This window comes from Bacillus sp. 491mf, from assembly GCF_900112415.1.
Lineage (GTDB): Bacteria > Bacillota > Bacilli > Bacillales > Bacillaceae_G > Bacillus_A.
Genome location: NZ_FOLV01000001.1, coordinates 165,318 through 192,282, shown reverse-complemented (window position 1 = coordinate 192,282; position 26,965 = coordinate 165,318). Strand labels below are relative to the sequence as shown.

Genomic DNA, 26,965 nt, shown 5'->3' with positions numbered 1-26,965 from the left:
TAAACGAGAGGATTACTTTTTTTCTGACATTTTATCTAAATACATTAAGGCATCATCTAACGTATCTACAGGTATAATTTTCATTTTTGTGTTTATATCTTTAGCTGTTTTCACTGCCTCTTTATAGTTTGAATTCTCTTTTCCATTCTCATTTGGTGCGAAGAATACTTCTGCACCCGCATTATGTGCTGCAACTACTTTTAGAGAAATACCTCCAATTGGACCGACTTCTCCTTTTTCATTGATCGTTCCAGTTCCAGCTATTTCGTGACCTTTTGTTGTATCTTCTTTCACGAGCTGATTATAAATTTCTAACGTAAACATAAGACCAGCAGAAGGTCCTCCAATCTTATGCGCATCAATTTTCACATTAGGACTTACTGTAAGCTTCTTATCTGAAATAATAGAAACTCCCATACCAGCGCGGTTTTTATCTTCTGGAATTGGCTTTAGTACAAATTTGTCTTCCTGTTCTTTATTTTCACGCACATATTTAACGCTTACTTCATCATTTTGTTTTTTTGTTTTCATATAGGCAATAAACTGCTCTGCCGTTTGCAATGATTGACCATCAACAGCAAGAATCCGATCGCCAAGTTTTAATTTTCCAGCAGCTGGCATATCATTTGCAATTCCAACTACAAGCACACCTTGATTTTCAAACGTAACAGAGGCATTTGCTTTTTTATACGCATTATAAATAGCCGCATCTTGTGACTCTTTCATTGCATATACTTGGCGAAATTGATATTCTTCATCACTTTCACCTTTTCTTAAAATTTCTTCCTTCTTAAATATTTCGTTATATTTGTTAAATTTAGCAGAAAGATAATTCACAACATTTGCTCGCCCCATCGAAACTGTTACGAGCATAAAATCCCCTTTCTCTTTATTTCCTCCCTCAACTTTTACATACGGCTCTAATTTCTCTGCCATGCCTGGTTTTGTAATATAGTATGGCAGAGGGACAAACACGATTAGCATCGCGATAATTACTCCAATAAGTAGTGCATATAAATACCGAAACTTTTTAAACATCTTTTTTCTCCTTCCACTGCTCAATCAATGTGTAAATTGTTTGAATGTGCTGCTTTGCTTCTTCTTCACCGACACGAATGATATCTTCTATATTCGTAAAGGATCGCGAACTAAACTGTTCTACAGCTGGATGCATCATAAGATCTGATGCAATTTGTCTATTTACTACAAGCTCATGTTGCATAATTTCGATACTTTGCATAATGACATCATAAATGGATGTAACTTCCCCATTGACCTTAATAGGGGATACATCAACAGCAATCACAATATCAGCCCCTAATGTTCTTACTACTGATACTGGAATACGATCAATCACTCCTCCATCAACGAGCAGCCTTCCATTTATTTTCTCAGGAACAAATATACCGGGCACAGATATACTTGCCCTAACAGCATCTGCAATAGAACCTTTTGTAAAGACAACCTTTTCACCATTTAAAATATCAGTTGCTACAACCGCTGTTGGAATGTCTAACTCTTCTAATTTTTTATTATATGTAAACATTTTAATCATATCTTTTACACGTTTTCCAGTAATAAATCCCATTTTGGGTACAGTAAAGTCCAAATAGTACTTCCGCTTAAATACTGTTGCTAAACGATACAAACGGTCCACATTACATCCTGCTGCATAAAACGTACCTATTAGTGCCCCCATACTGCTTCCTGCAATCATATGAATAGGTATATTGGCTTCTCGTAGTACTTTAATAACACCAACATGTGCAAATCCTTTTGCACCACCTGACCCAAGCGCTAATCCAATTTTCGGTTCATTCATCTTCTTCACCCTCAAAAATTTTTCACTCTCTTTTTATACTTATGGTCTAATTTCACTATGTATCCTCGTATACTGAAATGAACATTTGGGACAAAGGGGGGGATATAAAATGTACGAAAAATGGAAAACAGGCTTTCTCACCATATCGGTTTCTTTTCTTACAATTTCTCTCGTACTCCATCCCCAAGCAGCACTCCAATCATCTATTCGAGGCTTAAATATATGGTGGGAAGTTGTATTTCCTTCCTTGCTACCTTTTTTTATTATCGCGGAACTTCTAATCGGACTAGGAATTGTAAAGTTTATTGGGGTGCTATTAGAACCTTTGATGCGTCCACTCTTTCGTGTACCTGGCATCGGAGGCTTTGTATGGGCAATGGGTATGGCCTCAGGTTTCCCTGCAGGCGCAAAATTAAGCGCTCGGTTACGTCAAGAAAACCAACTTACACAAATTGAAGCAGAACGCCTCGTCTCTTTCACAAATTCTTCCAATCCACTATTTATTTTTGGAGCTGTAGCAATTGGTTTTTTTGATAACCCAAAATTAGGAATAATTTTAGCAGCCTCCCATTATGTTAGTAATTTCACAGTTGGACTACTCATGCGCTTTTACCAAGATAATCGCAAGCAAAAAGAAGCAAAAAGACATACACCGCCAATTCCGTTGCGGCATGCTTTTTCAGTTCTTCATAACACTCGATTACAAGAAAAACGCCCCATTGGTAAATTAATCGGTGATGCAATTTCTTCTTCTGTTCAAACATTACTTATGATTGGCGGGTTTATTATTTTATTCTCTGTTTTAAATAAAATGTTAACCGTTTTTCATATTACAACCTTCCTTGCTTATATTATGAAACAAATATTAGCTGCATTTCAACTTTCGCCTTATTTTAGTTTCCCGATTTTATCCGGCCTTTTAGAAATGACACTTGGGAGTCAAATGATTAGTCAAACAGAACACACTTCTATTTTACAACAAGCTATGATGACAAGTTTTATCTTAGCTTTTAGCGGTCTTTCTATTCAAGCTCAAGTTGCCAGTATTTTAGCAGAAACGGATATCCGTTTTAAACCATACTTTTTTGCACGGATTATTCAAAGCTTCCTTGCTCCAATCTATACATACATATTTTGGGGACCACTTTATGAAAGATTACATTCTTTTTCGCCTACTCAATACGATATTCCAGTCTTTTTATCTGAACAATCTACCGTGTTTGCAAAAGCTTGGAATTCCCTTATTATGTTTGGTCCGGCCTTTACACTATTTTGTTTATATTTATACGTTTTATTACTCGTTGTCCGTCTCTTTCATAACAAAAAACCCCGTTCATCATAACGGGGTTTGAAACTTCTCTTTTAAAGCACGTTCTACAATTGGCGGAACAAGTCCAGAAACACTTCCACCATAACGAGCTACCTCTTTTACAATACTTGAACTTAAAAAAGAATATTGATTATTTGTCATAATAAAAAATGTTTCTACATTCTCTTCCAATTTACGATTCATAGATGTAATTTGCATTTCATATTCAAAGTCAGATACCGCACGTAAACCGCGTAATATCGCATTCGCATTACGCATTCTCGCATACTCTACTAATAATCCACTATGCGAATCAACCTTTACATTCGGAATGTCTTTTGTCGCCTCGCGAATTAATTCTAAACGCTCTTCTACCGTAAAAAGCGGTTTTTTTGATGAATTATTTAAAACAACAACATATACTTCATCAAAAACTTTTGCACCCCTTTTAATAATATCTAAATGTCCAAGGGTAATTGGATCAAAACTTCCCGAAGAAATCGCTATGCTTGCCATTCGGTCCCCTCACCTTCATACTTATAAATCGAAATCGCTGTAATACCGTAGTTTTCAGCTCTTACCTTCACAAGTCTACCAATCGTTTCAGGCAGGTCTATATCTACACCATGTTCAGCCATTACGATTCCATCTTCTTTCAATAGATCATGCTGATCCATTATACTGATTAAAGAAATAATCCTTTGATCTTTATACGGCGGATCTAGCAGTACAAGATCGAACGATAACGCACGTTTCACGAGCGCCTTTACAGCACGTTCTGCATCATTTCTATATACTTCAGCTTGCGCTTCTAACTTGCAACTTTCTAAATTTTGATGGATTACCTTTATCGCTTTTCCATCACGATCAACAAAAATAGCTTTATCTATCCCTCTACTAAGAGCCTCAATACCAAGCCCTCCACTCCCGCCAAACAAATCAAGAGCTAAACCACCATCAAAATACGGACCGATAATATTAAAAATAGCCTCTTTCACCTTATCTGTTGTCGGCCGTGTTGTATTACCTGGTACAGCTTTTAAAGGATGACCTTTACACTTTCCTGAAACTACTCTCATAATTTTTCACTACCTTATCTCTTTCTATATCAATCCAAATTAAAAAACGACATAAAACCATTCTTTTCAGGTGGGTAAGAGCATCTGACTGCAATCTATATGTCGAAAAATCAAAATGGATTCATATAACAAATGTTCATATAAATCATTTTGTGTAAGTACAACTATACCCCGCTACTCGTGGGCAGTAATACCTCCACTGATGAAAGTTTCACTTTATGTATATGCACCTTTTTTATCCTATCATAAAACATTCGAAAGAAAAATAAAAAGGAAAAGAGAAAATTTAATTTTGCAATGTATATCTTCATACAGTTTGGGGATAAATAAATATAACAACATCACCTTCGATGTTGTTGCCAACCGCGGAGAAGACTTACGTTTCCCCATAAGTTCTTCCTCCGGTTTCTCCTCTCCCTTTGCCTTCTTGCTAGTCATACTAGTATAAGAAGGGCCCTGCTTCGGCAGGGTTTTTTCTTTGTCTTCTTTTCATTTTGAAAATGAAATGATACAGTAAAAGAAAGAGGAGGAAAAGACATGATTCAACGTTTTATTGAACTAGGAGAGGGATACTCCGATTTATACGAACTACTCGAAATTGCAAAAGTAAACAAACATCGCGTAGCGCATATGCTACAATTTAATACTTCGAAAAGCGACAAAGCTGTATGCTCTCTCGTCGTTGTTCTTCAACCCACGACAGTAGGCGATTTCCAACCTTTATACATATGTCGAGAAGGGATCCCTGTATTAACAGATAAAAAAAGCAAACGAATTACTTTATTTGAAGAAACGGCTGAACAAATCGGAAAAAAAGTAGTGTCTTTTACTGTAAAACCATCTACTATATTTCCAGAAACCGAACTATACTTTAATCATCTCATCGGTATTTTACGAATGAATCATTTTATTCCACCGATGCAATAAAGTGAAACTTTAATCAGTGGGGATTTTCTTCATCCCCCACTGATTATTAGCCCTCACAAATCGGGCTTTGATGAGCAGTTTATCTCCCGCCTAACTTCTTAAGAAAAGCGGAAGTGGCTCGCCCAGAATCGCAGGACGCCCACGCCCCTCGGACGAGGCGCTTTTTTGCCTCGTCCGAGGGAGTGAAACGGCCGGAGATCCTAGAACAATGCTTTTGCTGAATTTTGAGGCGGGAGTATTACTGCCCACGAATAGCGGGATAAAGTAAAAAATACAAAAAGCCCACCAAAATTTTGGCGGGCTTTTAATCCATCTTATTGTAATCATACTCTTTTGCACGATCTGGTCTGGAATTTTCGAACTCCGTTTTTAAAAACGGCCGATAAGATGGCTCGATTTTTTTTACAAACGGAAGTTTATTTAATTTTTGCATCAGATGTTCTAATTGCTCCATATCACAATATACAACAGCATATTTAAACCGTTTCGATATGTAATGAATGTTTCCATATTTCCTTAAAATTTTAGCATTCTTTAAGGAATTTAGATAGACAATCATACTTTGTCGTTGCCCAAACATAATGTTCTCCTTTTATTTAATATCATTCATTTATTTTACAATAAGCCACAGAAATTCATCCCGTATTAACGGGTATTAGGCCTCCACATACAAAGATTTCGTTATCATTTTTCAAATATTTAAAAAACGGAAGCCATTTCTTGTAGTCCTTTTTCTTCTATATTCTAAAAAACGGGGCAGATTACCCCGTTTTTTTACACCCACAACTACCTCCAGAGCCACAACCGCCTCCACAACCACCTGCATCAAAAAACGGATTGCCTGTCGGAACCTTAATAGCAGGAGAGATTTCAGCTCCCATAATTACACTTATCTCATCCAATAACTTTTGCAAATCATTTTCTGCTTTTTTAAAAGCAGCTATTTTTTCATGCAAATCTACTGCTCGTTTTAACTCCCGCATTTGTTTCGATACGGTTGTATAGTCAGGATGATATTTTCCAAAACGCTGCACTTCTTCATAACGCTCTTTCATTGCTGAAAATTGCCCTATTAGCATTTGTACTTCCGAATCTTGTTGCAATATGCGGTAGCACTTGCGGTATTGCTCTGCTATATCTGAAAGAACAACAGCCTTTGCAAGTTGTTCAGACTTGTCTAAAATCATTACGCTCTCTAGCGTCGCTACAATCATGAGAGACACCTCCGAATATTAATCATATCACATTTATAGCAGAACTACTAATTCTATGACTTTATTCAGATATAAATTACAAACAAATATGTTCAGCAATATTGTACTTCACAACTTCCCATGTTCCTTCCATTTCTCTCACATAACTAATACATGCATTTTGTAATGGTGTTTGAAATGTAATTTCTTCTGGAGAAATAGCGTGTAACATTGCTTTAATTGCATGAGAATGTGCAACAATAATTATACGTTTTCCCATATATTTTTGGGCAACATCTTTTAATGCTGCAAAACACCGCTCCACAATTTCTTGATCCGTTTCCATTCCTTCTACGTTACCATCTGTAATAAACTGTCTAACTTCAGCAACCGGTTTTCCTGATGCTACTCCAAAATTTCTTTCCATAAAACGTTCATCAAGGTGAATTGTGTCTATTTTCACCGCATTAGCAATAGCTTGTGCGGTTTCGTATGCTCTTACTAGCGGACTACTAACAATGATATCCCATGATTCAGCTTTTAAAGCTGCAGCACTTTGACTTGCTTGTTTTTTCCCAATTTCATTTAAAGGAATATCTTCTCTTCCTTGAATGATTTCTTGAAAATTCCAATCAGTTTGTCCATGTCGTACTAAACAAATTTCCGTCATGCTATAACTCCTTTTTCTATAATCCATTTTTTTATTGTAACAAAAGTTTCGCATGACGGACACAGTTTTTACTCCTAATCAATTAACATTTTGCTGTTTCATATATTGAAACATGTCTATCATAAGAGAAGCAACGGATAATTGATTTTGAAACTTTTCTACCTTATCTGGGATCGTCTTTTTAAAATATTGCATAGCTGCTAATTCAAATGCTTCTTTTTCACTTGGATTTCTAGAAAGTTTCCGATACCAATGCGGTTGCTCACGAATATATTTCTGTAAATCTTCATTCGACTTTATAAATTCGATGAGTTCTGATCTCATCACTCTTCCTCCTAATCTTTTTGAAAGAAAAACGGATTATTTTCAGAATTGCGCTGTTGTTTTGTTGTCTGGTTCCCTTGAAACTGTTGAATAACCTGCTGTACACTTCCAATAGCTGTAGTCATATTCACTAAATGTTGCTGCACCTGTTCCACATCTATTTTTTTAAAAAACGACGCCATTTGTCCCATAAAGTCCCCTGACTTTTCTCCGCTCTCTTCTTGTACAGAAGGAGGAACAACCTCTCCGTTTACTTTGTAGTAATTCCATACGCCATCTTCTTCTCCAAGTAAATACCATTCTTCGTAAAACTGTTGCCATGATTTCTTTCCATTTCGAACGTCATGAACCATCTTTGGATGCTGACGTACAAACTCTTTGAACTTTTGGATAGAAGGATGTAAATCTCCTTTCACTGTTGTCATCACAATCACCCACCCCATCAGATGTATCTTTTTACTATATTGTAAGAAAAAAAAGGCGCATGGTTCGCCTATTTTTAGGCAATCCATACACCCTACTTCTGAATAAAATTTTGCGTATAAAATTTATCATACACGCCAATCCCTAAACCGGTAAATTGTTCGTTTAGTAAATTCTTTCGATGCCCCTCACTATTTAACCATCCTTGAATCGCTGCGATTGCATCACTATGCTGCGCCGCAATGTTTTCTCCGGCTAACTGAAATGATACATTTCCTTTTTGCAAACGATCTCCTAATGTACCAAACGAAGGTGAATCATGAGAAAAATAGTTGTTATCTTTCATGTCTTTACTGTGCTCAAATGCTACTGCTGCCGTTTGTTGATCCCATGCTAATAATGGAATATGGTAACGACTTCGAATGACATTTGTTAAATCTAAAATTTGCTGCGCATTCCCTTGTTCAACTTGTTTCATTAGTTCTGGCGATAATGGCTGTGGATTCGTTAATTCTCCAGAAGAAACGAGTTGATACGGTTTTTGTTTAATTAACGTCTCATCATCCATATAACGAACACCAACAAGTTTATGTGTAAAATGATCAAAATATAATTGCGCCCAGCCATCTTCTATAGAAACGAGTGGTTGTTCTATTAGTTCAACATCAGATAATTCGAATTGATAGCTATTTCTTCCCATTTTAAGTGAAATTTCATGTGAAAACGGATTTTTCTTATAAATATCTTCATATGTTTCCCCAATATGAAATGGCGAAATATTTACTTTCTCTCCGCCAACATAAATCGTAACAATTTTATGCTCTTTAACTCCAAACTGCACATATTGCGATTGGTCTTTATTATATATCCACCATTCATAACCATATGCAGATGGTTCAATTCGCGCTGGTTCATCCCAATTCGCTAATAAAATTTCAGAATCCCTACCAAGTAACTCTGGAATCGTATCTGGTACCCCTTTAATCTCTTTTTCTTTTTTGATTTTCACAATCTTATGCTCTTTTTTTAATTGAGGTGATTGAAATATATATTGAGAAACGAGTAATTTCCCGTATAGATCGATTGCTAAAATAAGAAAAATAATTACTATAATACGAAACAACTTTTTCAAATTATATACCTCCTGAATAACCATGAAATTGAGGTATACACAAACAAAACTTTTTTCCATTTTGTGTGTACCACACTATGTTCACTATATCATATTTCTATTATAAAATCAGACATTCCCCCTTTTCTCTCTATATGAATTGCGTTTTCTCACTATTCGTACTATTATAAATTCAAGCGATACTATGTTTATAATAAGGGGGCAATTTCATGCAATTTGCAAATACGAAACTTGAAGGCGTAATTGTTGACTTCACACTTCTTACTGAAGTAATGGACAATCATCACTTTGTACTAGCTGGGCAATGGGATTACGAGCGAGTTACATACGACTATAAATTTGAAATGCTAAATGATGTGTATTATTTACGTATACAAGGTTTTGCAACAGAAGGAGACATCGGGCGTCGACATGCCCATATTAAATTATTAAAACCTCTTTTAGGTAAACATTATTATCCACACGGCGTGGAATATGGAGAAAATGAAAATTTCCCAAAAAACGTTCTTCAAAAAAGCGAACAGTTACTTCAAAATATCGAAAAAGAGTTGCAAGGTTTGGCGATTACAGAATAAAGAAAACCTTCTACGAGTTTCACTATATACAAGGTAAAAAACGACATAAAACCCTTTTCTTTTAGGGGGGCGAGAGCATCTGGTCATGCATAGAAGCGGTTAGGGCCTTTTCCTGCCACATGCGGGGTTTAAAACAAAGGGAGCAAGCAAATAGCGATCATGTTGTATGTTGCACAGCAGCAGCTGATCCAACTCCAACTGTTTAAACATGAGGGCTTAGAAGGCAAAGCTAGACAAAGATATCGAAAAATTAAAATGGATTTATATAAACAAAAAGAAGGTATACACAATGATACACCTTCTTTTTGTTTAGTAAATTAACCTCGTTATTCGTGGGCAGTAAGCCTACTTGGTTAGAGCTTGCTTTCAGCTTGAGCTTGTAAATACGGGGGTAATGCATGTATTTGTTCAGCATCCTTTTTCCGTTCTTTACGCGCCCACGAGAAGAAAACATACCCAATCACTGTCCCATATACAACTTCTTGAATAACCTTCATGATAATCCCTCCTGTTTTCTGATCCTCCAAAACAGGAAGCCAATGTAAGAAATCAGGACCTGTAATATTTAGGTTAGATAATGTTCCAGCTGGCACGCAAAGTTCCATTGCCTTCATCCATGCACTTGGATCTGTATATGTCACAAATAACGGCTCATTAGCAAAAATAATAAGCGCACAAGCCGGTGTTAATAGCATCCCATTAGCAAACATATAACCAATCTTTTTAATTTCACTTAATGTTTGATATTGTGATAACGGATTAAACATCGGCCACCATAACATAATTGCCACAAAAAACAGTACAGCAAGAACAATTGGATGTCCTATTTGACTCTGTTTTACCGCATCAAACACAATTGGTAAATGATACATCGAAAATAACCCATTAAAAACAATTAATGCGATAATAGGATTTGCCCATATGCGTAACATGATACGAATCCATCGAAATGATGTGATATACTCAAACAACCAGTTTGGTAACCCTAGTAATAATAATGGCGGCACAGCAATATACATAATTGCCATTTCTAACATATGTGCACTAAATACAATATGTCCAAGTAAATCAATTGGGCCTCCTTTAACAAAATATAAGAGGAACATACCACTTGTAAAACAAATGATTTTTCGCTTACTTACTTTCTCTCCGTTCGGAAAACGATTTCGATACTTTCCAATTATAAAAAAATAGCTAATCACGACAGCTAGTATAAAAAGAAAAAAGATTGGGCTCCACAATGCTTCAAAACCAAATATCCATAAGTTGTTCATTTTTTGACACCCTACCTTTCATAAAGTGAAACTTTAATCAGTGGGAGTTTTTTCATCCCCCACTGATTATTAGTTGAACCAATCGGTGCATGCCAGCAGTTATCTCCCACGAATAGCGGGATAAATAAAAGGAGATTGATAAACCTCCTCAATCTCCTTTCATTTTTTAAACCCAAACAATTGTCATAAACGCTAAAATCGTTAATAATCCAACTAGCAAACCACCATACAAGAAAAATGCCGGAGCCTCATGTCCCTTATGGCTCATATGCATAAAATAATACAATTGAAAAATAACTTGTACGGCAGCTAACAGTAAAATAAATGGTACAGAAAAAAGCGGACTAAATGTTTTTGGATATGCAACTGCTACAAACGAGATCATTGTCAAAAAAATCATTAATCCGAAAGTAACGACTTGATGCTTCATTTCTTCTGCACTTTTTTTTCTGCGATAAGCAAGATCCACTTTAGGGTTATTTATATTTGTTTGTTTTATCGCCATTGTTTATCCCACCATTCCCATTAAATATACTACAGTGAAAATAAACACCCAAACTACGTCGATAAAATGCCAGTAAATTGATGCGACGTAAAACTTTGGAGCATTGTATAAATTCAAACCACGCTTCGCATTACGAACCACTAGAGTTAAAATCCAAAGTAATCCAAATAAAACGTGTAATCCATGCGTACCAACTAATGCATAAAATGCAGAACCAAATGCACTACTTTTCATTGTATGCTTAAATTCATGAGTATAATGAGTGAACTCATAAATCTCAAAACCTAAAAAGCCAAGCCCAAGTAAGATCGTAATAATAAGCCAAAGCTGCATTTGTTTAAAATTAAAATTTTTCATATGGTACATTGCATATACACTCGTTAAACTACTCGTTAAAAGAAGCATTGTCATAATAAACACAAGCGGCATTTGAAACATTTCTTGTGACGTTGGACCGCCGTTAGTTGAATTTTTCAACGCTAAATATGTTCCAAACAAGGAAGCAAACAGTACCGTTTCGCCTCCTAAAAACAACCAAAACCCAATAAATTTATTCTTTCCTTCAAGGGTTGCTTTTTCAGGCTCTGCTGGAAAGGTTTCATTTGTTAATTTTTCCTCTGCATGCATTACGCCTTGCCCCCTTTATCATCTAAATCTTCTTTATGAATGTGGTATCCATGATCATCAATTACAGATCGGAAGAACATCGCTCCAAACGTGATAATAAGACCAACAATCGCTACCACTAACCACATTTTCTCTTTTCCACCTTGCATATACATCGCTCCAAATGCTGCGATAAATAAGCCTAATGAAATTACAAACGGTAAGAAAGATGCATTTGGCATATGAATGTCACCAACCGGCTCTGCTGGTGTCATCTCATTTTTTCCTTCCCGTTTTTCAATCCATAATGGGTCTAAGCCACGCACAAACGGTAATTGTTTGAAATTATATTCAGGTGTCGGCGTCGGAATTGACCATTCTAGCGTGCGGCCATCCCAAGGATCGCGGCCCGCCTGCTTTTTGGAAAAAGATGTTTTCACAACATTAACCAAAAGCACAATTGTTCCAAGAGCCATAAATACTGCGCCTATTGAACTAATTAAGTTTCCAGTTTCTAATCCTTGTCCTGGCAAATACGTAAAATATCGACGCGGCATACCGATTAAACCAAGGAAGTGCTGAATAAAGAACGTTAAATGAAAACCAATAAAGAACAACCAAAACGTAATTTTACCAAGTGTCTCATCTAACATTTTATTAAACATAAGCGGCCAATAATAATGAGCCCCCGCAAATAATCCAAACACAACTCCACCAACAATTACGTAATGGAAGTGAGCGACAACGAAGTAATTATCATGAAACTGATAATCAGCAGGAGCAGACGCAAGCATAACCCCTGTCACACCCCCCATAACAAATGATGGGATGAAAGCAACAGCCCACATCATTGGCGTTGTAAAGCGAATACTTCCGCCCCACATCGTAAAGAGCCAGTTAAAAATTTTAATCCCTGTCGGAACTGCAATTGCCATTGTAGCTACAGAAAAAATGGCATTTGCTACCGGTCCAAGACCCACCGTGAACATATGATGCGCCCACACCATGAATCCTAAAAATCCAATTAATACCGTTGCAAATACCATAGATGAATATCCGAATAATCGTTTTTTAGAGAATGTCGCAAATATTTCTGAGAATATTCCGAAAACTGGGAGTATAAGAATATATACCTCTGGATGACCGAAGATCCAAAATAAATGCTCCCATATTATCGTATTTCCTCCTAAAGCTGGATTAAAAAAGCCTGTTCCAAATAAGCGATCTAACATTAATAAAGCTAAACCGACTGTAAGCGGAGGAAATGCAAATAAAATAAGTGCAGATGTTACAAATGTCGTCCATGTAAACATCGGCATACGCATATATGTCATTCCAGGTGCACGCATATTAATAATGGTAACCAGGAAGTTAATCCCGCCTATTAATGTTCCAATACCTGAAATTTGCAAGCCGAGAACATAGAAATCGATGCCGTGTCCTTTTGATGCGAGTGATAACGATGCATATGATGTCCATCCTGCGTCAGGTGCCCCGCCTAAAAACCAACTTAAATTTAAAAATACACCACCAAAGAAAAACAGCCAAAATCCAAGTGCATTAATAAATGGAAACGCAACATCGCGTGCGCCGATTTGGAGTGGTACAGCTGCGTTCATCACCGCAAACACAAGCGGCATTGCTGCTAAGAAAATCATTGTTGTTCCATGCATTGTTAACACTTGATTGTATGCATCTCCAACAAGAAAGTCATTGTTTGGAAACGCTAACTGATACCGAATAAATATTGCTTCTATTCCACCGATGATAAAAAATAACCCACCTGCAATTAAATAGAGAATGGCAATCTTTTTATGGTCTACTGTCGTTAAATAATCCCAAATTACAGAGCCAACTCCCTGTTTCTTTGCTACAGAACTCACGTTTTCAACCTCCCCTTCGCAAATAGTTTCTCGTTACTTTTCAACTTTTAATGTTTTCAAGTAAGCATTTAATGCCTCTACTTGATCATCAGTAAGATTACCGTATTTTCCAGTCATTTTATTTCCTGGTTTCATGCTTTCAGGGTCTTTTAACCATTTTTTTACGTTTTGTTCATTATTTTCAGCAATTCCCGCAACCAAATCACGATCTGCAAAATTTGCTAAATTAGGTGCGATACGTGCAGAAGGTGGTCTGCTATCATTTGATCCAACTGCATGACAACCCATACAACTCTTTTCAAAAATTTGTTTTCCATCTTGCTCTTGCGTGGAAGCAACAGCTTTCTTACCATCTAATTCTTTCATACTAGCAACCCATTTTTTGTACTCGCTTTCATTAAGAGCTTTCACTTTAAATTGCATTAAAGCATGCGATGGGCCACAAAATTCTGCACAAAAACCATTATATGTGCCTTCTTTATCCGCTTTAATCCACATTTTGTTTACATTATCTGGATTTGTATCCATTTTTCCAGCTAAAGATGGCACCCAAAATGAGTGTTTGATATCAGAACCTTTTAAATTTAAATACACTTTTTTACCTGTAGGGATGACTAAATCTTGCGAAGTTACTAATTTTTCATTATTGTAAGAAAATTCCCACCAATAAAGATTCGCTGTTACATCAACAACGATTGTATCTTTATCAATATTCTTTTTCTCCATTCCACTAACGTCAGCAAGTTTAAACGTATATGTAACAGTAGGGACAGCTAACACCAATAAAAGTAAAATCGGAATGACTGTCCATATAATTTCTAGCTTGTGATTTCCTTCTACTTGCTTTGGAATATAATTTTCCTGTCCTTTCCTTTGGCGGAAACGAACAATTACATACAAGAAAATAATCGTAACAACAAGAACAACACCAATCATGATTGCGCTAGCTAATAACAATAAATCATATTGCATTTTTGCTACTTCACCTTGTGGTATCAAAGTAGATTGAAAGGCTTTACCGCATCCCCCTAACAGTAAAGCCACTAGTGAAACGAGCGAAAGCAATCGCCACTGTTTCTTCATGCAAACAACCCCCACTTTCTTTGTTATTTAGATTGTACTTTATAGTAAGTAAAGTAAATCTCAACGTAAAGAAATCCCCTCATGTCGTTGTCTTAGAAGAAAGTTACAACAATCATTGAAATAAATAAGATTGTTAAGTAATTTAAGGAGTATACAAACATTTGCACGGACCATTTGATGTCATCTTTCTTTCGGAAGCCATAAAACCCTAAAACGATCCAACCGATGTTAAGCAATGTTGCAATTACCATAAATGTTACTCCAAGTGCACTCATATAAAATGGCAGTGGTAATAAACATACTGTCCAAATCATAATTTGACGCTTTGTAATATCAAATCCATGCGCAACAGGAAGCATTGGAATACCTGCATTGCGATATTCTTCAACACGTTTCATCGCAAGTGCGAGGAAATGTGGAATTTGCCAAACAAACATAATTAAGAATAGCATCCAAGGAATAGGATTACTCAAACTTGGATCAACAGCTGCCCAACCGATTAAAGGCGGTACTGCACCTGATACACTACCTACTACTGTATTTAACGTATATTTTCGCTTTGTCCATAATGAATACAGAACAACATACGTAAAGAAACCAATAAAACCAATAAATGCTGCCATCGGTGTTGTAAATAGTAAAAATACAAAGCCTAGAAGCGAAATTGTAATACCTAATGTTAATGCGAATCCAGGTTTATATTTTCCTGTTACTGTTGGACGATTTTTTGTTCGTTCCATTAAATGATCAATATCGCGGTCAATATAGTTATTTAAGCTACATGCCCCCGCCATAATTAAAGCAGAGCCGACGATTGTAAAAAACATTTTATCTAGATGGTCCACAACATTCAATCCATTGAAATGTAAAGCTAACCAAATGCCTGTAAATACAGTAAGTGTATTGGAATTTACAATCCCCATCTTAACGAGCGCTAATAAATCTTGTACACGTGTTGTTTCCGGTACAATTGTTACAGCTGACTCATCATGCAGTTCACTTGTTGCATGGTTCATCACTTTAACCCCCTCTTAAAACTTCCATCTTTCTTTTGTCCATTTACTTAAAATAAAACATCGCGCTTTTATATAGCAATATTATTACAGTAGAAATGTTGTTTTATGGTTTCACTATTAATATACACTTCTCGCTCGAATATATTAAAACATATTTCATGAAGAAATTGTGAAGAAAACATGAACTTTTTGTGTCTATAACTCAATAAGTTTCCTACTCCTTCATCAATCATAGAACGTAATTCTCTTTTATAATAAACTATTTTGTCAAATTCCGCATGTATTTCCGCTTATTTATTTATAAAACTCACTTTTTTTTGATAAAATTAGCAATTTATGTTCAAAATGTTAATGATTTTTTTTCTTCTCGTCACATTTTCTGTCCCCTTTGCTATTTTATCAGATTTTATATATCATAGGACTGTAGTGCATTTCTGTTTCTATAACATGTATGGCTATCTACAAGTAGTAAGGACTCCACCTTAATATTCTGAAGACATATAGTATATCGGTTGGGAACTACTCGTATGCGCCAAATTAGTTTAACTAACCCTTGGTAAGGATGAAAAACAACAGCGAGGGAAGTTTCACTTTATTTTATTAAAATATTGCACAATAACTTTGAAATTGAAAGCTGGTGAAAAGGATTGCAACGCTTTATAAAATGGTTAGCAGTCATTACAAGTCTTGATTTATTATTTGTTCTTCTTGGCGGGGCATTAGTTACTAAAACTGGCTCTGGACAAGGCTGCGGTAAATCCTGGCCGCTATGTAATGGAGAATTAGTTCCTTCGAATTTATCAATGGAAACAATTATTGAGCTAAGTCACCGCCTCACTTCCGGTTCTGCAGGAATTCTCGTTACATTGCTATGTATCTTATCTTGGAAATATTATGGACACGTTCGTGAAACAAAAGCACTTGCTATTTTATCTTTCGTGTTTTTAATAGCGCAAGCGCTAATGGGCGCTGCTGCGGTTGTATGGGGGCAAGTTCCGGCTGTACTAGCAATTCATTTCGGTATTTCCCTTATTTCATTTGCTGCTGTTATTTTATTAACACTTCTCATTTTTGAAATCGATAAGAAATTTGATGCCTATTCACTTGTTATTGATAAAAAGATGAAATTTCACATTTATGGTGTAACAATTTACAGTTACCTTGTTGTCTATACAGGAGCATTAGTACGGCATGAGCACGCAAGCTTGGCCTGTCCGATTTTCCCATTATGCAGTAAAAACAGCCCTCTACCCACGCAATATCATGAATGGGTACAAATGGGGCATCGGATCGCTGCTATGTTAATTTTCGCTTGGGTTTTATATGCCATGATGATAGCTATTAGGCATTATAAACAACAAAAGGTTATATGTTATGGGTGGATTACAGCTTTTATTCTTGTAACATGTCAAGCAATCGTTGGTATTTTAGTTGTATACACAGACGCAAGCTTAGCAATGTCACTTCTTCACTCGCTCTTTATATCATGTTTATTTGCTGTATTATGCTATTTAGTTATACTAGGAACACGCAGTAAAACCAACATGAAAAAAACAGAAATAAACCGTACTACTAAACAAACAAAACTATCATAATAACTTGTCTCTTTCGGCAAGTTATTATTTTCAAAAAAGAAAAAGAGCTGCACTAAAGCAGCTCTTTATTATTTTCAAAATTCAAGTGATAGCCTTATTTTATTGCTCTAATTCAATCAGCAAATCACCTGTTTGAATTGCCTCTCCGTCTTTCACATACACTTTTTTCACCGTGCCAGTAAATGGAGCTTGTACAGTTGTTTCCATTTTCATCGCTTCTGTAATTGCCATGGTATCACCTTTTTTCACTAGCTCTTCTTCTTTTACCACCACTTTAATTACAGTTCCCGGCATTGTTGCATTAATATGACTTGGATTTTCACGATTCCCTTTCACTCGTTGCGAAACAGTTGCTTTAACACTTTCATCTTTTACAACAATTTCACGAGGCTGTCCATTAAATTCAAAATAGATAACACGTGTACCATCTAATTGTGGTTCTCCAATCGAAATTAATTTTACAATTAACGTTTTACCGCGTTCAATTTCCACACCAATTTCCTCACCAAGTCTCATTCCATAGAAGAATGTCGGTGTATCAAGAACGGAAATATTTCCATATCGCTCTGCAGTTTTTTGATAATCCATAAATACTTTCGGATATAACGCATACGCTACAATATCAAACATCGTTACTTCACGACCGAGTTTATGGAATAATTCTTCTTTTAATGCTTCAAAGTCGATTGGCTCTAATAATTCACCTGGTCTTACTGTTAAAGGCTCTTTTCCTTTTAGAATAATCTCTTGTAACTCTTTAGGGAAACCACCAAACGGTTGTCCAAGATCACCCGAGAACATTTCGACAACTGACCCTGGGAAATCTAATGCATGACCACGCTCATAAATATCTTTCTCTGTTAAATGATTTTGCACCATAAATAGAGCCATATCACCGACTACCTTTGATGATGGCGTTACTTTCACGATATCACCGAACATATCATTAACGCGGCGATACATTACTTTCACTTCATCAAAACGATCTCCTAATCCGACAGCTTTCGCCTGTTGCTGTAGATTACTGTATTGACCGCCTGGCATTTCATGCATGTACACTTCTGTATGCGGTGCATTCATTCCACTTTCAAATGAAGAATAATATTTACGAACATCTTCCCAATAATGAGAGAGTTTCTCTAACGAATTCACATCCACATTCGGTTGTCTTTCGTTTCCTTCCAATGCATAGAACAATGTATTAGCGCTTGGCTGAGATGTTAAACCGGCCATAGAACTTACCGCAACATCTACAATATCAACACCAGCTTCAATTGCTTTCACATATGTTAATACACCATTTCCACTCGTATCATGCGTATGAAGATGCACTGGAATCGATACCGTTTCTTTTAATGCGGATATTAGGTCGTATGCTGCATTTGGTTTTAATAACCCTGCCATATCTTTAATCCCTAAAATATGAGCACCAGATGCTTCTAACTCTTTTGCTAAGTTTTTATAGTAATTTAAATCATATTTACTGCGCATTGGATCATGGATATCACCTGTGTAGCACATTGTTGCCTCTGCAATTTTACCGTTTTGACGCACAGCATCAATTGCAACACGCATACCTTCTACCCAGTTTAAGCTATCAAAAATACGGAATACATCAATACCCGCCTGCGCAGAACATTCCACAAACATTTGAATTAAGTTATCTGGATAATTTTTATATCCTACTGCATTTGATGCACGAAGAAGCATTTGGAATAATACATTTGGCATACTCTCACGTAATTGTAATAAACGTTCCCACGGATCTTCTTTTAAGAAACGATACGCGACATCAAATGTTGCTCCGCCCCACATTTCTGCTGAAAATAAATTCGGTAACATTCTTGCTGTTGGTTCAGCAATTTGGTTCAACTCTTGTGTACGAATACGTGTCGCTAATAACGATTGATGTGCATCGCGAAATGTAGTATCAGTTAATAAAACTTGCTTTTGTTCTTGAACCCATTTTACTAATCCATTTGCTCCACGCTCATCTAAAATTTGCTTCGTACCAGTTAGAATTGGTTCAGAATGTTTTATGTTTGGAATGCGCGCTTCTGCAAAAATCGGTTTTTCTTGTCTCCCTACTCCAGGGAATCCATTTACTGTTACCGTGCCAATATACGATAGCATTTTTGTACCACGGTCTTTTCGCTTTGGAAATACGAATAGTTCCGGTGAGGAATCGATAAATGATGTATCATATTCTCCAGATAAAAAGTTTCGGTGTTTCACAACATTTTCTAAAAATGGAATGTTAGTTTTAATGCCCCGAATACGGAATTCTTTTAAGTTACGTTCCATTTTAGCTGCCGCTTGTTCAAACGTTAATGCCCAAGTTGTTACTTTTACAAGTAATGAGTCATAATATGGTGTAATAACTGCACCTTGGAAGCTATTTCCTGTATCTAAACGAACCCCAAAACCGCCACCAGAACGATACGCCATAATTTTCCCCGTATCTGGCATGAAATTATTAAGCGGATCTTCTGTTGTCACACGGGATTGAATTGCAAATCCATGTGTAATAATATCTTTTTGTTTTGGAATACTTATTTTTTCACTATGCAGAGCATATCCGTCCGCAATTAAAATTTGTGATTGAACGATATCAATACCTGTAATCATTTCTGTAATTGTATGTTCTACTTGGACACGTGGATTCACTTCAATGAAATAGAATTCATTTCCTCTTACAAGAAACTCAACTGTCCCCGCGTTCACATAATTAACATTTTTCGTTAATTGAACTGCCGCCTCACAAATACGATCGCGCAGTTCAACTGGAAGAGACACACTTGGTGCTACTTCTACAACTTTTTGATGCCTGCGCTGTACAGAACAATCACGCTCATATAGATGAACGATATTCCCATGTTCATCTGCTAATATTTGTACTTCAATATGTTTAGGATTTTCAACAAATTTTTCAACATATACTTCATCGTTCCCAAATGCCGCCTTCGCCTCGGATTTCGCACGATCATACGCTTCCTTTAATTCGTCTGCAGTTCGTACAATCCGCATCCCGCGGCCACCGCCACCAAGAGCTGCTTTAATAATAATTGGGTAATTATGCTTTTTAGCAAACTCTTCTACTTCTTCAAGTGCATTTATAGGACCATCACTACCAGGAATAACAGGGATATTCGCCAATTGCGCTTGCGTTCTTGCCTTTACTTTATCTCCAAACATGTCTAAATGCTTACTCTTTGGACCGATAAAAATAATTCCCTCTTCTTCGCAACGTTTTGCAAATTGGATATTTTCTGACAAAAATCCGTATCCCGGATGAATTGCATCAATATGATTACTTTTAGCAATTTCAATAATACCCTCAATATCAAGATATGCATCAATTGGTTTTTTTCCTTCTCCTACCAAATACGCTTCATCTGCTTTATAGCGATGATATGAACCGCTATCTTCTTTCGAGTAAATCGCAACTGTGCGTAGTCCTAATTCTGTACAAGCACGAAACACACGAATCGCAATTTCGCCGCGGTTAGCTACTAATACTTTTTGAATGCGTTGCAACTTTTTCATGATTTTCCCCCTCTATTTTCCTACCATTCATAACGCTATAAACCTGTCCCGATTTAGTGGGAGTAAGTACTTCACTTCCAGCATTACTTTTTCACTGCGTGCAAGCTTCAGCTTATTTTTATTCATCATACCTCATTTTTCTACAAATGATAAGCACTCTGTCTATATTATCCGACAAAATTAGTATAGCATAAAACGAAAGAAGCAACCAACCTTTTTGTAGAACACATTTATCTATATGTGACATACTCTTTATTGTAAAATAATAAAATAATCATCTTTTTTTCCAAAATCCATGGAAATAAAAGAAGCTTTGTACAAATGTACAAAGCTTCTTTATTTTACAACAACAAGATGTCTCTCTTGTTTAGGTTGTTGTTGTTGTTGTTGTTCTCGCTCTTGCTGCTCTCTTTTTTCTTGCTGTTTTACAAAACTAGCTACATTTAATAAGACTCCCATAGCAGCTAGAGTTGACACTAAAGAAGTACCACCAAAACTAACAAATGGTAACGGCACACCAGTAAGTGGCATAATTCCCGTAATCCCACCTAAGTTTACAATAGATTGCACTCCAATCATGCTACCAATTCCAATTGCAAGTAAACTCCCAAAAGGATCTTTACATTTTTGAGCAATTCGAAAAGCACGAACGACAATGACTAGTAAACCTATTAAAATAATTGCCACTCCAATAAACCCGAGTTCCTCAGATACAATTGCCATGATGAAGTCTGTATGCGGCTCTGGTAAATATCCATACTTTTGAATGCTATTTCCTAATCCTCTACCACCTATACCACCAGAAGCAATTCCAACAAACGAATTAACTAATTGAAACCCTTTCCCTTGCGCATCTCCAAACGGATTCCAAAATGTAGTGAACCGCGCGATTTGAACAGGTGTTAAAACAGTTTTCCCTATGAAATATCCGAGCGGAAGCCATATAATTGATGTAAGAGCAATTCGTTTTAGCCAAACTTGAACTGGTACCCCTGAACAGAACGTCATGATCCCAATCGTTGACATAATTAATAACGTTGTTCCTAAGTCAGGCTGTTTCAAAATTAAACAAATTGAAATGAACAAAAAAAGAAACACTCGACCAGCACCATGCCAAATCGGTCCATCAGTCGCTTGTTTTTTTGCATAAAAACGGGCTAATACAATGATAATCCCTAATTTAACAAATTCCGATGGCTGTACACCAAACACCCACGATTTCGCATGATTCACAACAGTTCCCCATTTTAAAACTATTAATAGCATACCAATGCTAACAACAACAATTAAAACAGTAATAATGCGCTTTCGCCACACCTGAAAAGGAATAGACATAATAACAATCAATCCAACTGTCCCAATTAACATCGCTTTTAACTGTGACCGAAAAAAGTGATCGCTCGTCCATCCGTATTTTGGATAATATTTTGTAATCGCAACAATAGAACTAGCACTATACACCATAATGACGCCGAGCACGCATACAATAACAAGAGGAAGCACTAAAGAATAATCTATGGACTTCCAGACTCTTTTCATTCAAAATCCTCTTTCTCTCTTCTTTTTTACAGTTGTATTCCATATCTATTTGTATTCTTCCTGCTTTTTCAGGAAAAATCGTTTTTTTCACAAAAAAAGCTCAAACTGATTCAGTTTGAGCTTTTTATTTGAACCAGCTATTATTGTTTGTTTGTAAAAGCATCATGCAACGCCGATAACTCGCGTTCTAATTCTCCTAAAATTTCCTTACCTTGCTCTTCCACAATAAGACCAAGACGAACCGCAAAATCAACTTCACGGGATAAGCCAAACATTTGTGTATCAAGTACCTCTTCATATAATGGACACTGTGGCATCGTAAGGTGGTCCATTTGCACCTTAATAAGTTTTAATATTTTTTCTGCATCAGCTTGTAGAAGGGCAAGTGCCTTTTCCTGATGATTTGTTACTGTCTCAGACGCCAATTTGGTTCCCTCCGTTTCCGTCCTACTCTCCTATCCTATCTATTAATATTAGCGATAGTTTTCATAAATTGCAATAGAAACATTTTCTGTGACAATTGTACCTAGTCCTATTATACTGAAAAGTGGGAGTATAAGACAAATGGGGGAACTATAATGACTGAAATCTTATTTATTAACGGAAATGTCCGCTTTCCAATTACAATTGATCCAAGTGTCTGGATTTTTGATGATCGAAAAGTCGACTTAACAACATACTTTACAACTCCAAAAGAAGAAATAAGCGAGTTAGCACAATATACGAAAGAAGCGTCCAAGCATTGGGATCGTGAAATTAAAGAAGGAGCTATTTTTCCACCTGTTAATAAAAGCGTTGCCAGGTTCGAAAAGGAGAAAATTATTACGGGAACATTCGGCATACCTTTTTTACCCTTTTTAAAAAACGCAGAAATGTCTAATGACGCAACACATGTAGAAATCCATACCGAATCTGGTATTACAACGATTTCAATACACGAAGCAAAAGATGCCATTCTCGGTTTTTCTAGTAATGGAAAGCCACTAAAAGAAGATGGCCCTGTTCACCTTTATTTCGGTGATGGCTCTAATGTCAATAATCCTGTTCGATATATTCGAAAATTTACTATTGTATAAAATGAATCTTCTATTAGTGGGAGAGCTTATTGTTTATAGAAAACAATTAAGAGTGGCTTAACGCCACTCTTTCCTACAATAAATCCGCCGCTAGTTGTGCTAAATTAGAGCGCTCACCTTTTACAAACTTCACATGCCCACTAATTTTTTGTTCTTTAAACTTCTCTACCACATATGTTAAACCATTATTATATTCATCTAAATATGGATGATCAATTTGCTGTGGATCTCCCATTAAAACAATTTTACTTCTCTCGCCAACACGTGTTAAAATTGTTTTCACTTCATGTTTTGTTAAATTTTGTGCTTCATCAATAATAATAAACTGCTCTGGAATACTCCGTCCGCGAATATATGTTAAAGCTTCCACTTCAATTGAACCCATTCCCGCTAAAATTGCATCTAATTCTCCAGGCTTTTTCGTATTAAACAAATACTCCAAATTATCATAAATAGGCTGCATCCAAGGTCTTAACTTTTCTTCTTTCTCTCCTGGTAAATATCCAATATCTTTTCCAACTGGAACAATAGGCCTTGCTACAAGTAACTTTTTATACATTCCCAAATCTTCTGTTTGCATAAGTCCCGCAGCTAATGCTAATAATGTTTTCCCCGTTCCAGCTTTTCCGGTCAATGTTACAAGAGGAATGTCTTCACGTAACAACAATTCCATCCCCATAATTTGTTGCACATTTCGAGGACGAATTCCCCAAATCTGATCATTTGGAAAAATAAGCTTTTTAATCTTTTTCCCCAAAGGATCCACAATCCCAAGAGCCGAACTTGATCCACCTAAAGCATCTTTCATTACAATAAATTGATTGGGATAAAACGGATGATTCGCAATTTCAGAAAGAGGAAGCTCCCCTTTTTCATAAAAAAGATTTAAAATCTCTTTTTGTATGTAATACTCTAAGAAGCCTGTATATATATTTTCAACTTCCGTAACACGATCACTCAAATAATCTTCGGCTTGTAATCCTAGAGCATCAGCTTTTACTCTTACAAGTACATCTTTACTCACAAGGATGACAGTTTTCCCATTTTCTTTTTCTTGCTCTTCTAATGATAAATTTTTGGCCACAGCTAATATACGATTATCATTTGTTTTCTCTACAAAAATATCTTGTAATTGAACGAACGAACGATGATTTAACTCAATTCGAAACGTCCCTCCATTTTCAAGAGGAATGCTATCATGTAATTTGCCAAGTTCACGAAATTTATCTATTAGCTTTGATACATAACGCGCATTCCTTCCAACTTCATCCATATATCGTTTCTTTGAATCTACTTCCTCTAACACAACAGCTGGAATGACTACATCATTTTTTTCAAAAGAAAAAATAGATAATGGGTCCTGCAAAAGCACATTCGTATCTAGCACATAAATTTTCCCCAACCTGTTACCCCCTGACTCCACTATGAAATTTGTAGAACAAGGGTTTCATCCATGGATATGGACGAACCATTGTTATAATTATATGTACTGTACAAACAAGGTAGAATAGAAATCATTTTAAATATAAAGAAAAAGAATGAACAACTTTCCTTACTGCCCATCCTTTTTCACGCATCCTTCATCGCTGATGAAACTTGGTTATCTAATTTTTCTGCAGCGCGAAGATCGTATGTTTTTTCATATTTCGGTTCAATAGCAAGTTTTGCACCATAAAACATTACGTCACGTACTTCTTGCACAGAAACTTCAATTAAAGTTAATTTCAACGGAACACCTTCTATCCGTTCTGCTTTTATAATCGCTTCACCACTTATAGAATATATGGATTCATTTGCCATAACAGTAAGAACAAGTCCTGCGTGATGACGCAAATTCTCTACAATACGAGAGCGTTGGTCCACTGCAAAACGAATAACTTTTTCATCCATTGCATATACCCATGAAATTGCACTTACGTTGGGAACACCTTTCTCAAAATCAGTCGTTGCAATTGTTACAATACGTTCTTCACGTAACGCCTTCACTAAAGCATCTGTTAATGTTAGTTCTACTATATTTGCCATGCTTGCACCTCCATAACCATCTATATTGATTTCGCTTAAACAAGTACTTCCTACCACAAGACTGTAACAAACGAAAAAAGAGGTCTGCCAACTTGATTCAACTAACCATCAACAAAATTCACATACAACGTTGATAGTAGTTTCACTTATATAATAACTTATTTTTTGAATTGCGGAAATATTTATTTTTTCTTCTGTAGTTCAAAAACTTCTAAGGTACATGATATACTAAAGTAAGATAGAACTTGTGCTGAGGTGACAAAATGAGAGTCAAATGTATTCTTTGCGATAAAGTAGACAGTTTAAATGACGAAGATCCAGTAGCGAAGCGGCTTCGCAATCGTCCTATTCATACATTTATGTGTAAGCAATGTACAGATCGAATTGCAGAACGTACTTTAGAACGACAAGCAACAGGAAATTTTCGGTTATATCGTGATAAAACAGTTGACGATGAATGGTAATCCGTTAATGGCGATATCATCCATTTGAACATAGATAGCAATAAAACAACCATCGCTATACAGCAGTTTTTTAGCTATCTATTATATTATAGAATACTGTACATAATTGTAACGTATAAATAAGCCCTCAAAGGATGAGGGCTTATTTATATTTCTCTGGCTCACGGTTTATCTGTTCTAAAAAACAATCAATGAGCTCAAGCGGAAACCGAACTGATTTTTTTTCCCCTTCTCTTTCATATGTAACAACATACATATCTTCCTTTCTTTCTACTGTAACATGTTGTAATTGATGATCTTCATGTAACATATTATGAAAAAGCATATATGTTTCTTGAGCAGCTTCATCAGACGGACGAGCCTCCGCAACAACTTTAATCGTTAACCAATTATATAATGCATCTTGAACAGAACGCACCTTCCATCCCCCTTTTAACCTGCTTTTGAATGTTTCGCTTGCCGTAAACGTAGTTTATACATACTAAGTATAAGAATCGCTACAACAAGCCCTTCTCCTACAGGCAGAAAAACAGCAAAAAAAGTTAAAATAGTGCAACCAAGCATTAGTACAGTATAGATTACTACATTCTTTAACAACGATAACTTTCTAGCAAATCCTAAATTATAAACAATAATGCTGAATATAATAATTGTACCGTAAAGAAGCCACATTCCCACTTCTGGATTGACATCTACATTGTACAACTTCGCAAAAAATGACATTTTTTCAAGCACTACATTTCTCCCCCTTACTCACGCAGATGAATAACAACTCCTTCTATATTCATTTCCAATTTACTTACTATAAGAGTACCCTGCAAAAAAAGTACTGTCCACAAAAAAGAACAAATTTTCAAAAAATATTCACGATAAAAAAGCTGCCTTTTATTAAAAGGCAG

30 protein-coding genes are annotated in these 26,965 nt (G+C 36.1%); 7 read left to right on the top strand and 23 right to left on the bottom strand.

Annotated features, from left to right (window positions below; genetic code table 11):
• Positions 1-12 precede the first annotated feature (12 nt).
• Positions 13-984 carry a SepM family pheromone-processing serine protease gene (locus BM211_RS01070; RefSeq protein WP_371261853.1) on the bottom strand — a complete coding sequence of 324 codons (972 nt, stop codon included), beginning with the start codon at positions 982-984 and terminating at the stop codon, positions 13-15.
• 46 nt (positions 985-1,030) lie between these two features.
• Positions 1,031-1,822 carry a patatin-like phospholipase family protein gene (locus tag BM211_RS01065; protein WP_035429166.1) on the bottom strand — a complete coding sequence of 264 codons (792 nt, stop codon included), beginning with the start codon at positions 1,820-1,822 and terminating at the stop codon, positions 1,031-1,033.
• 109 nt (positions 1,823-1,931) lie between these two features.
• Between BM211_RS01065 and ylbJ the strand changes: the two genes are divergently transcribed.
• On the top strand, positions 1,932-3,164 hold the full coding sequence (ylbJ, locus tag BM211_RS01060; RefSeq protein ID WP_035429167.1) for a sporulation integral membrane protein YlbJ: 1,233 nt from the start codon (positions 1,932-1,934) through the stop codon (positions 3,162-3,164).
• On the opposite strand, the gene coaD is transcribed toward ylbJ, so the two are convergent.
• Both coaD and rsmD read right to left on the bottom strand, forming a co-directional pair.
• Complete coding sequence (gene coaD / locus BM211_RS01055) at positions 3,159-3,647, bottom strand: pantetheine-phosphate adenylyltransferase (RefSeq protein WP_035429168.1); 489 nt, start codon at positions 3,645-3,647, stop codon at positions 3,159-3,161. The two genes, ylbJ and coaD, sit on opposite strands and share 6 nt — an antisense overlap.
• Positions 3,635-4,210 carry a 16S rRNA (guanine(966)-N(2))-methyltransferase RsmD gene (rsmD, locus tag BM211_RS01050; protein WP_035429169.1) on the bottom strand — a complete coding sequence of 192 codons (576 nt, stop codon included), beginning with the start codon at positions 4,208-4,210 and terminating at the stop codon, positions 3,635-3,637. Before rsmD ends, coaD begins: the two co-directional genes overlap by 13 nt.
• A gap of 537 nt (positions 4,211-4,747) precedes the next feature.
• Here rsmD and BM211_RS01040 point away from each other — a divergent pair.
• A complete protein-coding gene (locus tag BM211_RS01040) occupies positions 4,748-5,137 on the top strand; it encodes a DUF7147 family protein (RefSeq protein ID WP_035429171.1) in 390 nt (129 codons plus the stop codon).
• A gap of 304 nt (positions 5,138-5,441) precedes the next feature.
• On the opposite strand, the gene BM211_RS01035 is transcribed toward BM211_RS01040, so the two are convergent.
• The 6 genes from BM211_RS01035 to BM211_RS01010 all read right to left on the bottom strand — a co-directional run bounded on the left by BM211_RS01035 (position 5,442) and on the right by BM211_RS01010 (position 8,879).
• Positions 5,442-5,717 (bottom strand): YlbG family protein, encoded by a 276-nt coding sequence (locus BM211_RS01035; protein ID WP_035429172.1) that lies wholly within the window; start codon positions 5,715-5,717, stop codon positions 5,442-5,444.
• Between the two features lie 181 nt (positions 5,718-5,898).
• The gene (locus BM211_RS01030) at positions 5,899-6,351 is read right to left on the bottom strand and encodes a YlbF/YmcA family competence regulator (protein ID WP_035429173.1); all 453 of its coding nucleotides are present in this window, start codon (positions 6,349-6,351) and stop codon (positions 5,899-5,901) included.
• A gap of 76 nt (positions 6,352-6,427) precedes the next feature.
• Positions 6,428-7,000 (bottom strand): histidine phosphatase family protein, encoded by a 573-nt coding sequence (locus tag BM211_RS01025; RefSeq protein WP_035429174.1) that lies wholly within the window; start codon positions 6,998-7,000, stop codon positions 6,428-6,430.
• A 78-nt stretch (positions 7,001-7,078) separates the two neighbouring features.
• Positions 7,079-7,324 carry a YlbE-like family protein gene (locus BM211_RS01020; RefSeq protein ID WP_035429175.1) on the bottom strand — a complete coding sequence of 82 codons (246 nt, stop codon included), beginning with the start codon at positions 7,322-7,324 and terminating at the stop codon, positions 7,079-7,081.
• An 11-nt stretch (positions 7,325-7,335) separates the two neighbouring features.
• Positions 7,336-7,749 (bottom strand): YlbD family protein, encoded by a 414-nt coding sequence (locus tag BM211_RS01015; RefSeq protein WP_035429176.1) that lies wholly within the window; start codon positions 7,747-7,749, stop codon positions 7,336-7,338.
• A gap of 92 nt (positions 7,750-7,841) precedes the next feature.
• On the bottom strand, positions 7,842-8,879 hold the full coding sequence (locus BM211_RS01010; RefSeq protein WP_090994631.1) for a CAP domain-containing protein: 1,038 nt from the start codon (positions 8,877-8,879) through the stop codon (positions 7,842-7,844).
• Positions 8,880-9,088: 209 nt separating this feature from the next.
• Here BM211_RS01010 and BM211_RS01005 point away from each other — a divergent pair, with 209 nt between their 5' ends.
• Positions 9,089-9,454 carry a YugN family protein gene (locus tag BM211_RS01005; protein WP_035429179.1) on the top strand — a complete coding sequence of 122 codons (366 nt, stop codon included), beginning with the start codon at positions 9,089-9,091 and terminating at the stop codon, positions 9,452-9,454.
• A gap of 159 nt (positions 9,455-9,613) precedes the next feature.
• Positions 9,614-9,775, top strand: coding sequence for a hypothetical protein (locus BM211_RS26645; protein ID WP_218160776.1), 162 nt, complete (start codon positions 9,614-9,616; stop codon positions 9,773-9,775).
• Between the two features lie 32 nt (positions 9,776-9,807).
• Here BM211_RS26645 and ctaG read toward each other — a convergent pair whose 3' ends face one another.
• The 6 genes from ctaG to cyoE all read right to left on the bottom strand — a co-directional run bounded on the left by ctaG (position 9,808) and on the right by cyoE (position 15,821).
• The gene (ctaG, locus tag BM211_RS01000; RefSeq protein ID WP_035429181.1) at positions 9,808-10,728 is read right to left on the bottom strand and encodes a cytochrome c oxidase assembly factor CtaG; all 921 of its coding nucleotides are present in this window, start codon (positions 10,726-10,728) and stop codon (positions 9,808-9,810) included.
• Between the two features lie 166 nt (positions 10,729-10,894).
• Positions 10,895-11,233: a cytochrome c oxidase subunit IVB gene (gene ctaF, locus BM211_RS00995; RefSeq protein WP_035429182.1), complete on the bottom strand. Its 339-nt coding sequence runs from the start codon at positions 11,231-11,233 to the stop codon at positions 10,895-10,897.
• 3 nt (positions 11,234-11,236) lie between these two features.
• The gene (locus BM211_RS00990) at positions 11,237-11,860 is read right to left on the bottom strand and encodes a cytochrome (ubi)quinol oxidase subunit III (protein ID WP_035429183.1); all 624 of its coding nucleotides are present in this window, start codon (positions 11,858-11,860) and stop codon (positions 11,237-11,239) included.
• Complete coding sequence (gene ctaD / locus BM211_RS00985; RefSeq protein WP_035429184.1) at positions 11,860-13,722, bottom strand: cytochrome c oxidase subunit I; 1,863 nt, start codon at positions 13,720-13,722, stop codon at positions 11,860-11,862. Before ctaD ends, BM211_RS00990 begins: the two co-directional genes overlap by 1 nt.
• A 33-nt stretch (positions 13,723-13,755) precedes the next feature.
• Positions 13,756-14,805: a cytochrome c oxidase subunit II gene (gene coxB, locus BM211_RS00980; protein ID WP_035429185.1), complete on the bottom strand. Its 1,050-nt coding sequence runs from the start codon at positions 14,803-14,805 to the stop codon at positions 13,756-13,758.
• A 92-nt stretch (positions 14,806-14,897) separates the two neighbouring features.
• The gene (cyoE, locus tag BM211_RS00975) at positions 14,898-15,821 is read right to left on the bottom strand and encodes a heme o synthase (RefSeq protein WP_035429186.1); all 924 of its coding nucleotides are present in this window, start codon (positions 15,819-15,821) and stop codon (positions 14,898-14,900) included.
• A 647-nt stretch (positions 15,822-16,468) separates the two neighbouring features.
• Between cyoE and BM211_RS00970 the strand changes: the two genes are divergently transcribed.
• Positions 16,469-17,416, top strand: a complete 948-nt coding sequence (locus BM211_RS00970) for a COX15/CtaA family protein (RefSeq protein ID WP_035429187.1) — start codon at positions 16,469-16,471, stop codon at positions 17,414-17,416.
• Between the two features lie 99 nt (positions 17,417-17,515).
• On the opposite strand, the gene pyc is transcribed toward BM211_RS00970, so the two are convergent.
• The 3 genes from pyc to BM211_RS00955 form a co-directional block, all read right to left on the bottom strand.
• Positions 17,516-20,962 carry a pyruvate carboxylase gene (pyc, locus tag BM211_RS00965; RefSeq protein ID WP_035429188.1) on the bottom strand — a complete coding sequence of 1,149 codons (3,447 nt, stop codon included), beginning with the start codon at positions 20,960-20,962 and terminating at the stop codon, positions 17,516-17,518.
• Positions 20,963-21,298: 336 nt separating this feature from the next.
• The gene (locus BM211_RS00960) at positions 21,299-22,501 is read right to left on the bottom strand and encodes an FtsW/RodA/SpoVE family cell cycle protein (protein WP_090994629.1); all 1,203 of its coding nucleotides are present in this window, start codon (positions 22,499-22,501) and stop codon (positions 21,299-21,301) included.
• A gap of 140 nt (positions 22,502-22,641) precedes the next feature.
• A complete protein-coding gene (locus BM211_RS00955; RefSeq protein ID WP_035429190.1) occupies positions 22,642-22,926 on the bottom strand; it encodes an Fpa/YlaN family protein in 285 nt (94 codons plus the stop codon).
• Positions 22,927-23,079: 153 nt separating this feature from the next.
• Between BM211_RS00955 and BM211_RS00950 the strand changes: the two genes are divergently transcribed.
• On the top strand, positions 23,080-23,577 hold the full coding sequence (locus BM211_RS00950; protein WP_035429191.1) for a molybdopterin-binding protein: 498 nt from the start codon (positions 23,080-23,082) through the stop codon (positions 23,575-23,577).
• 73 nt (positions 23,578-23,650) lie between these two features.
• Here the strand turns inward: BM211_RS00950 and BM211_RS00945 are convergent, their stop codons facing one another.
• Positions 23,651-24,979: a PhoH family protein gene (locus BM211_RS00945; RefSeq protein WP_035429192.1), complete on the bottom strand. Its 1,329-nt coding sequence runs from the start codon at positions 24,977-24,979 to the stop codon at positions 23,651-23,653.
• Positions 24,980-25,146: 167 nt separating this feature from the next.
• A complete protein-coding gene (locus BM211_RS00940; protein WP_035429193.1) occupies positions 25,147-25,602 on the bottom strand; it encodes a pyridoxamine 5'-phosphate oxidase family protein in 456 nt (151 codons plus the stop codon).
• Positions 25,603-25,865: 263 nt separating this feature from the next.
• Between BM211_RS00940 and BM211_RS00935 the strand changes: the two genes are divergently transcribed.
• On the top strand, positions 25,866-26,066 hold the full coding sequence (locus BM211_RS00935) for a YlaI family protein (protein WP_035429194.1): 201 nt from the start codon (positions 25,866-25,868) through the stop codon (positions 26,064-26,066).
• 142 nt (positions 26,067-26,208) lie between these two features.
• Here BM211_RS00935 and BM211_RS00930 read toward each other — a convergent pair whose 3' ends face one another.
• Both BM211_RS00930 and BM211_RS00925 read right to left on the bottom strand, forming a co-directional pair.
• Positions 26,209-26,484: a hypothetical protein gene (locus BM211_RS00930; RefSeq protein WP_035429196.1), complete on the bottom strand. Its 276-nt coding sequence runs from the start codon at positions 26,482-26,484 to the stop codon at positions 26,209-26,211.
• A 14-nt stretch (positions 26,485-26,498) separates the two neighbouring features.
• Entirely contained in the window at positions 26,499-26,801 is a 303-nt protein-coding gene (locus tag BM211_RS00925) for a YlaH-like family protein (protein ID WP_035429198.1), read from the bottom strand.
• Positions 26,802-26,965 lie beyond the last annotated feature (164 nt).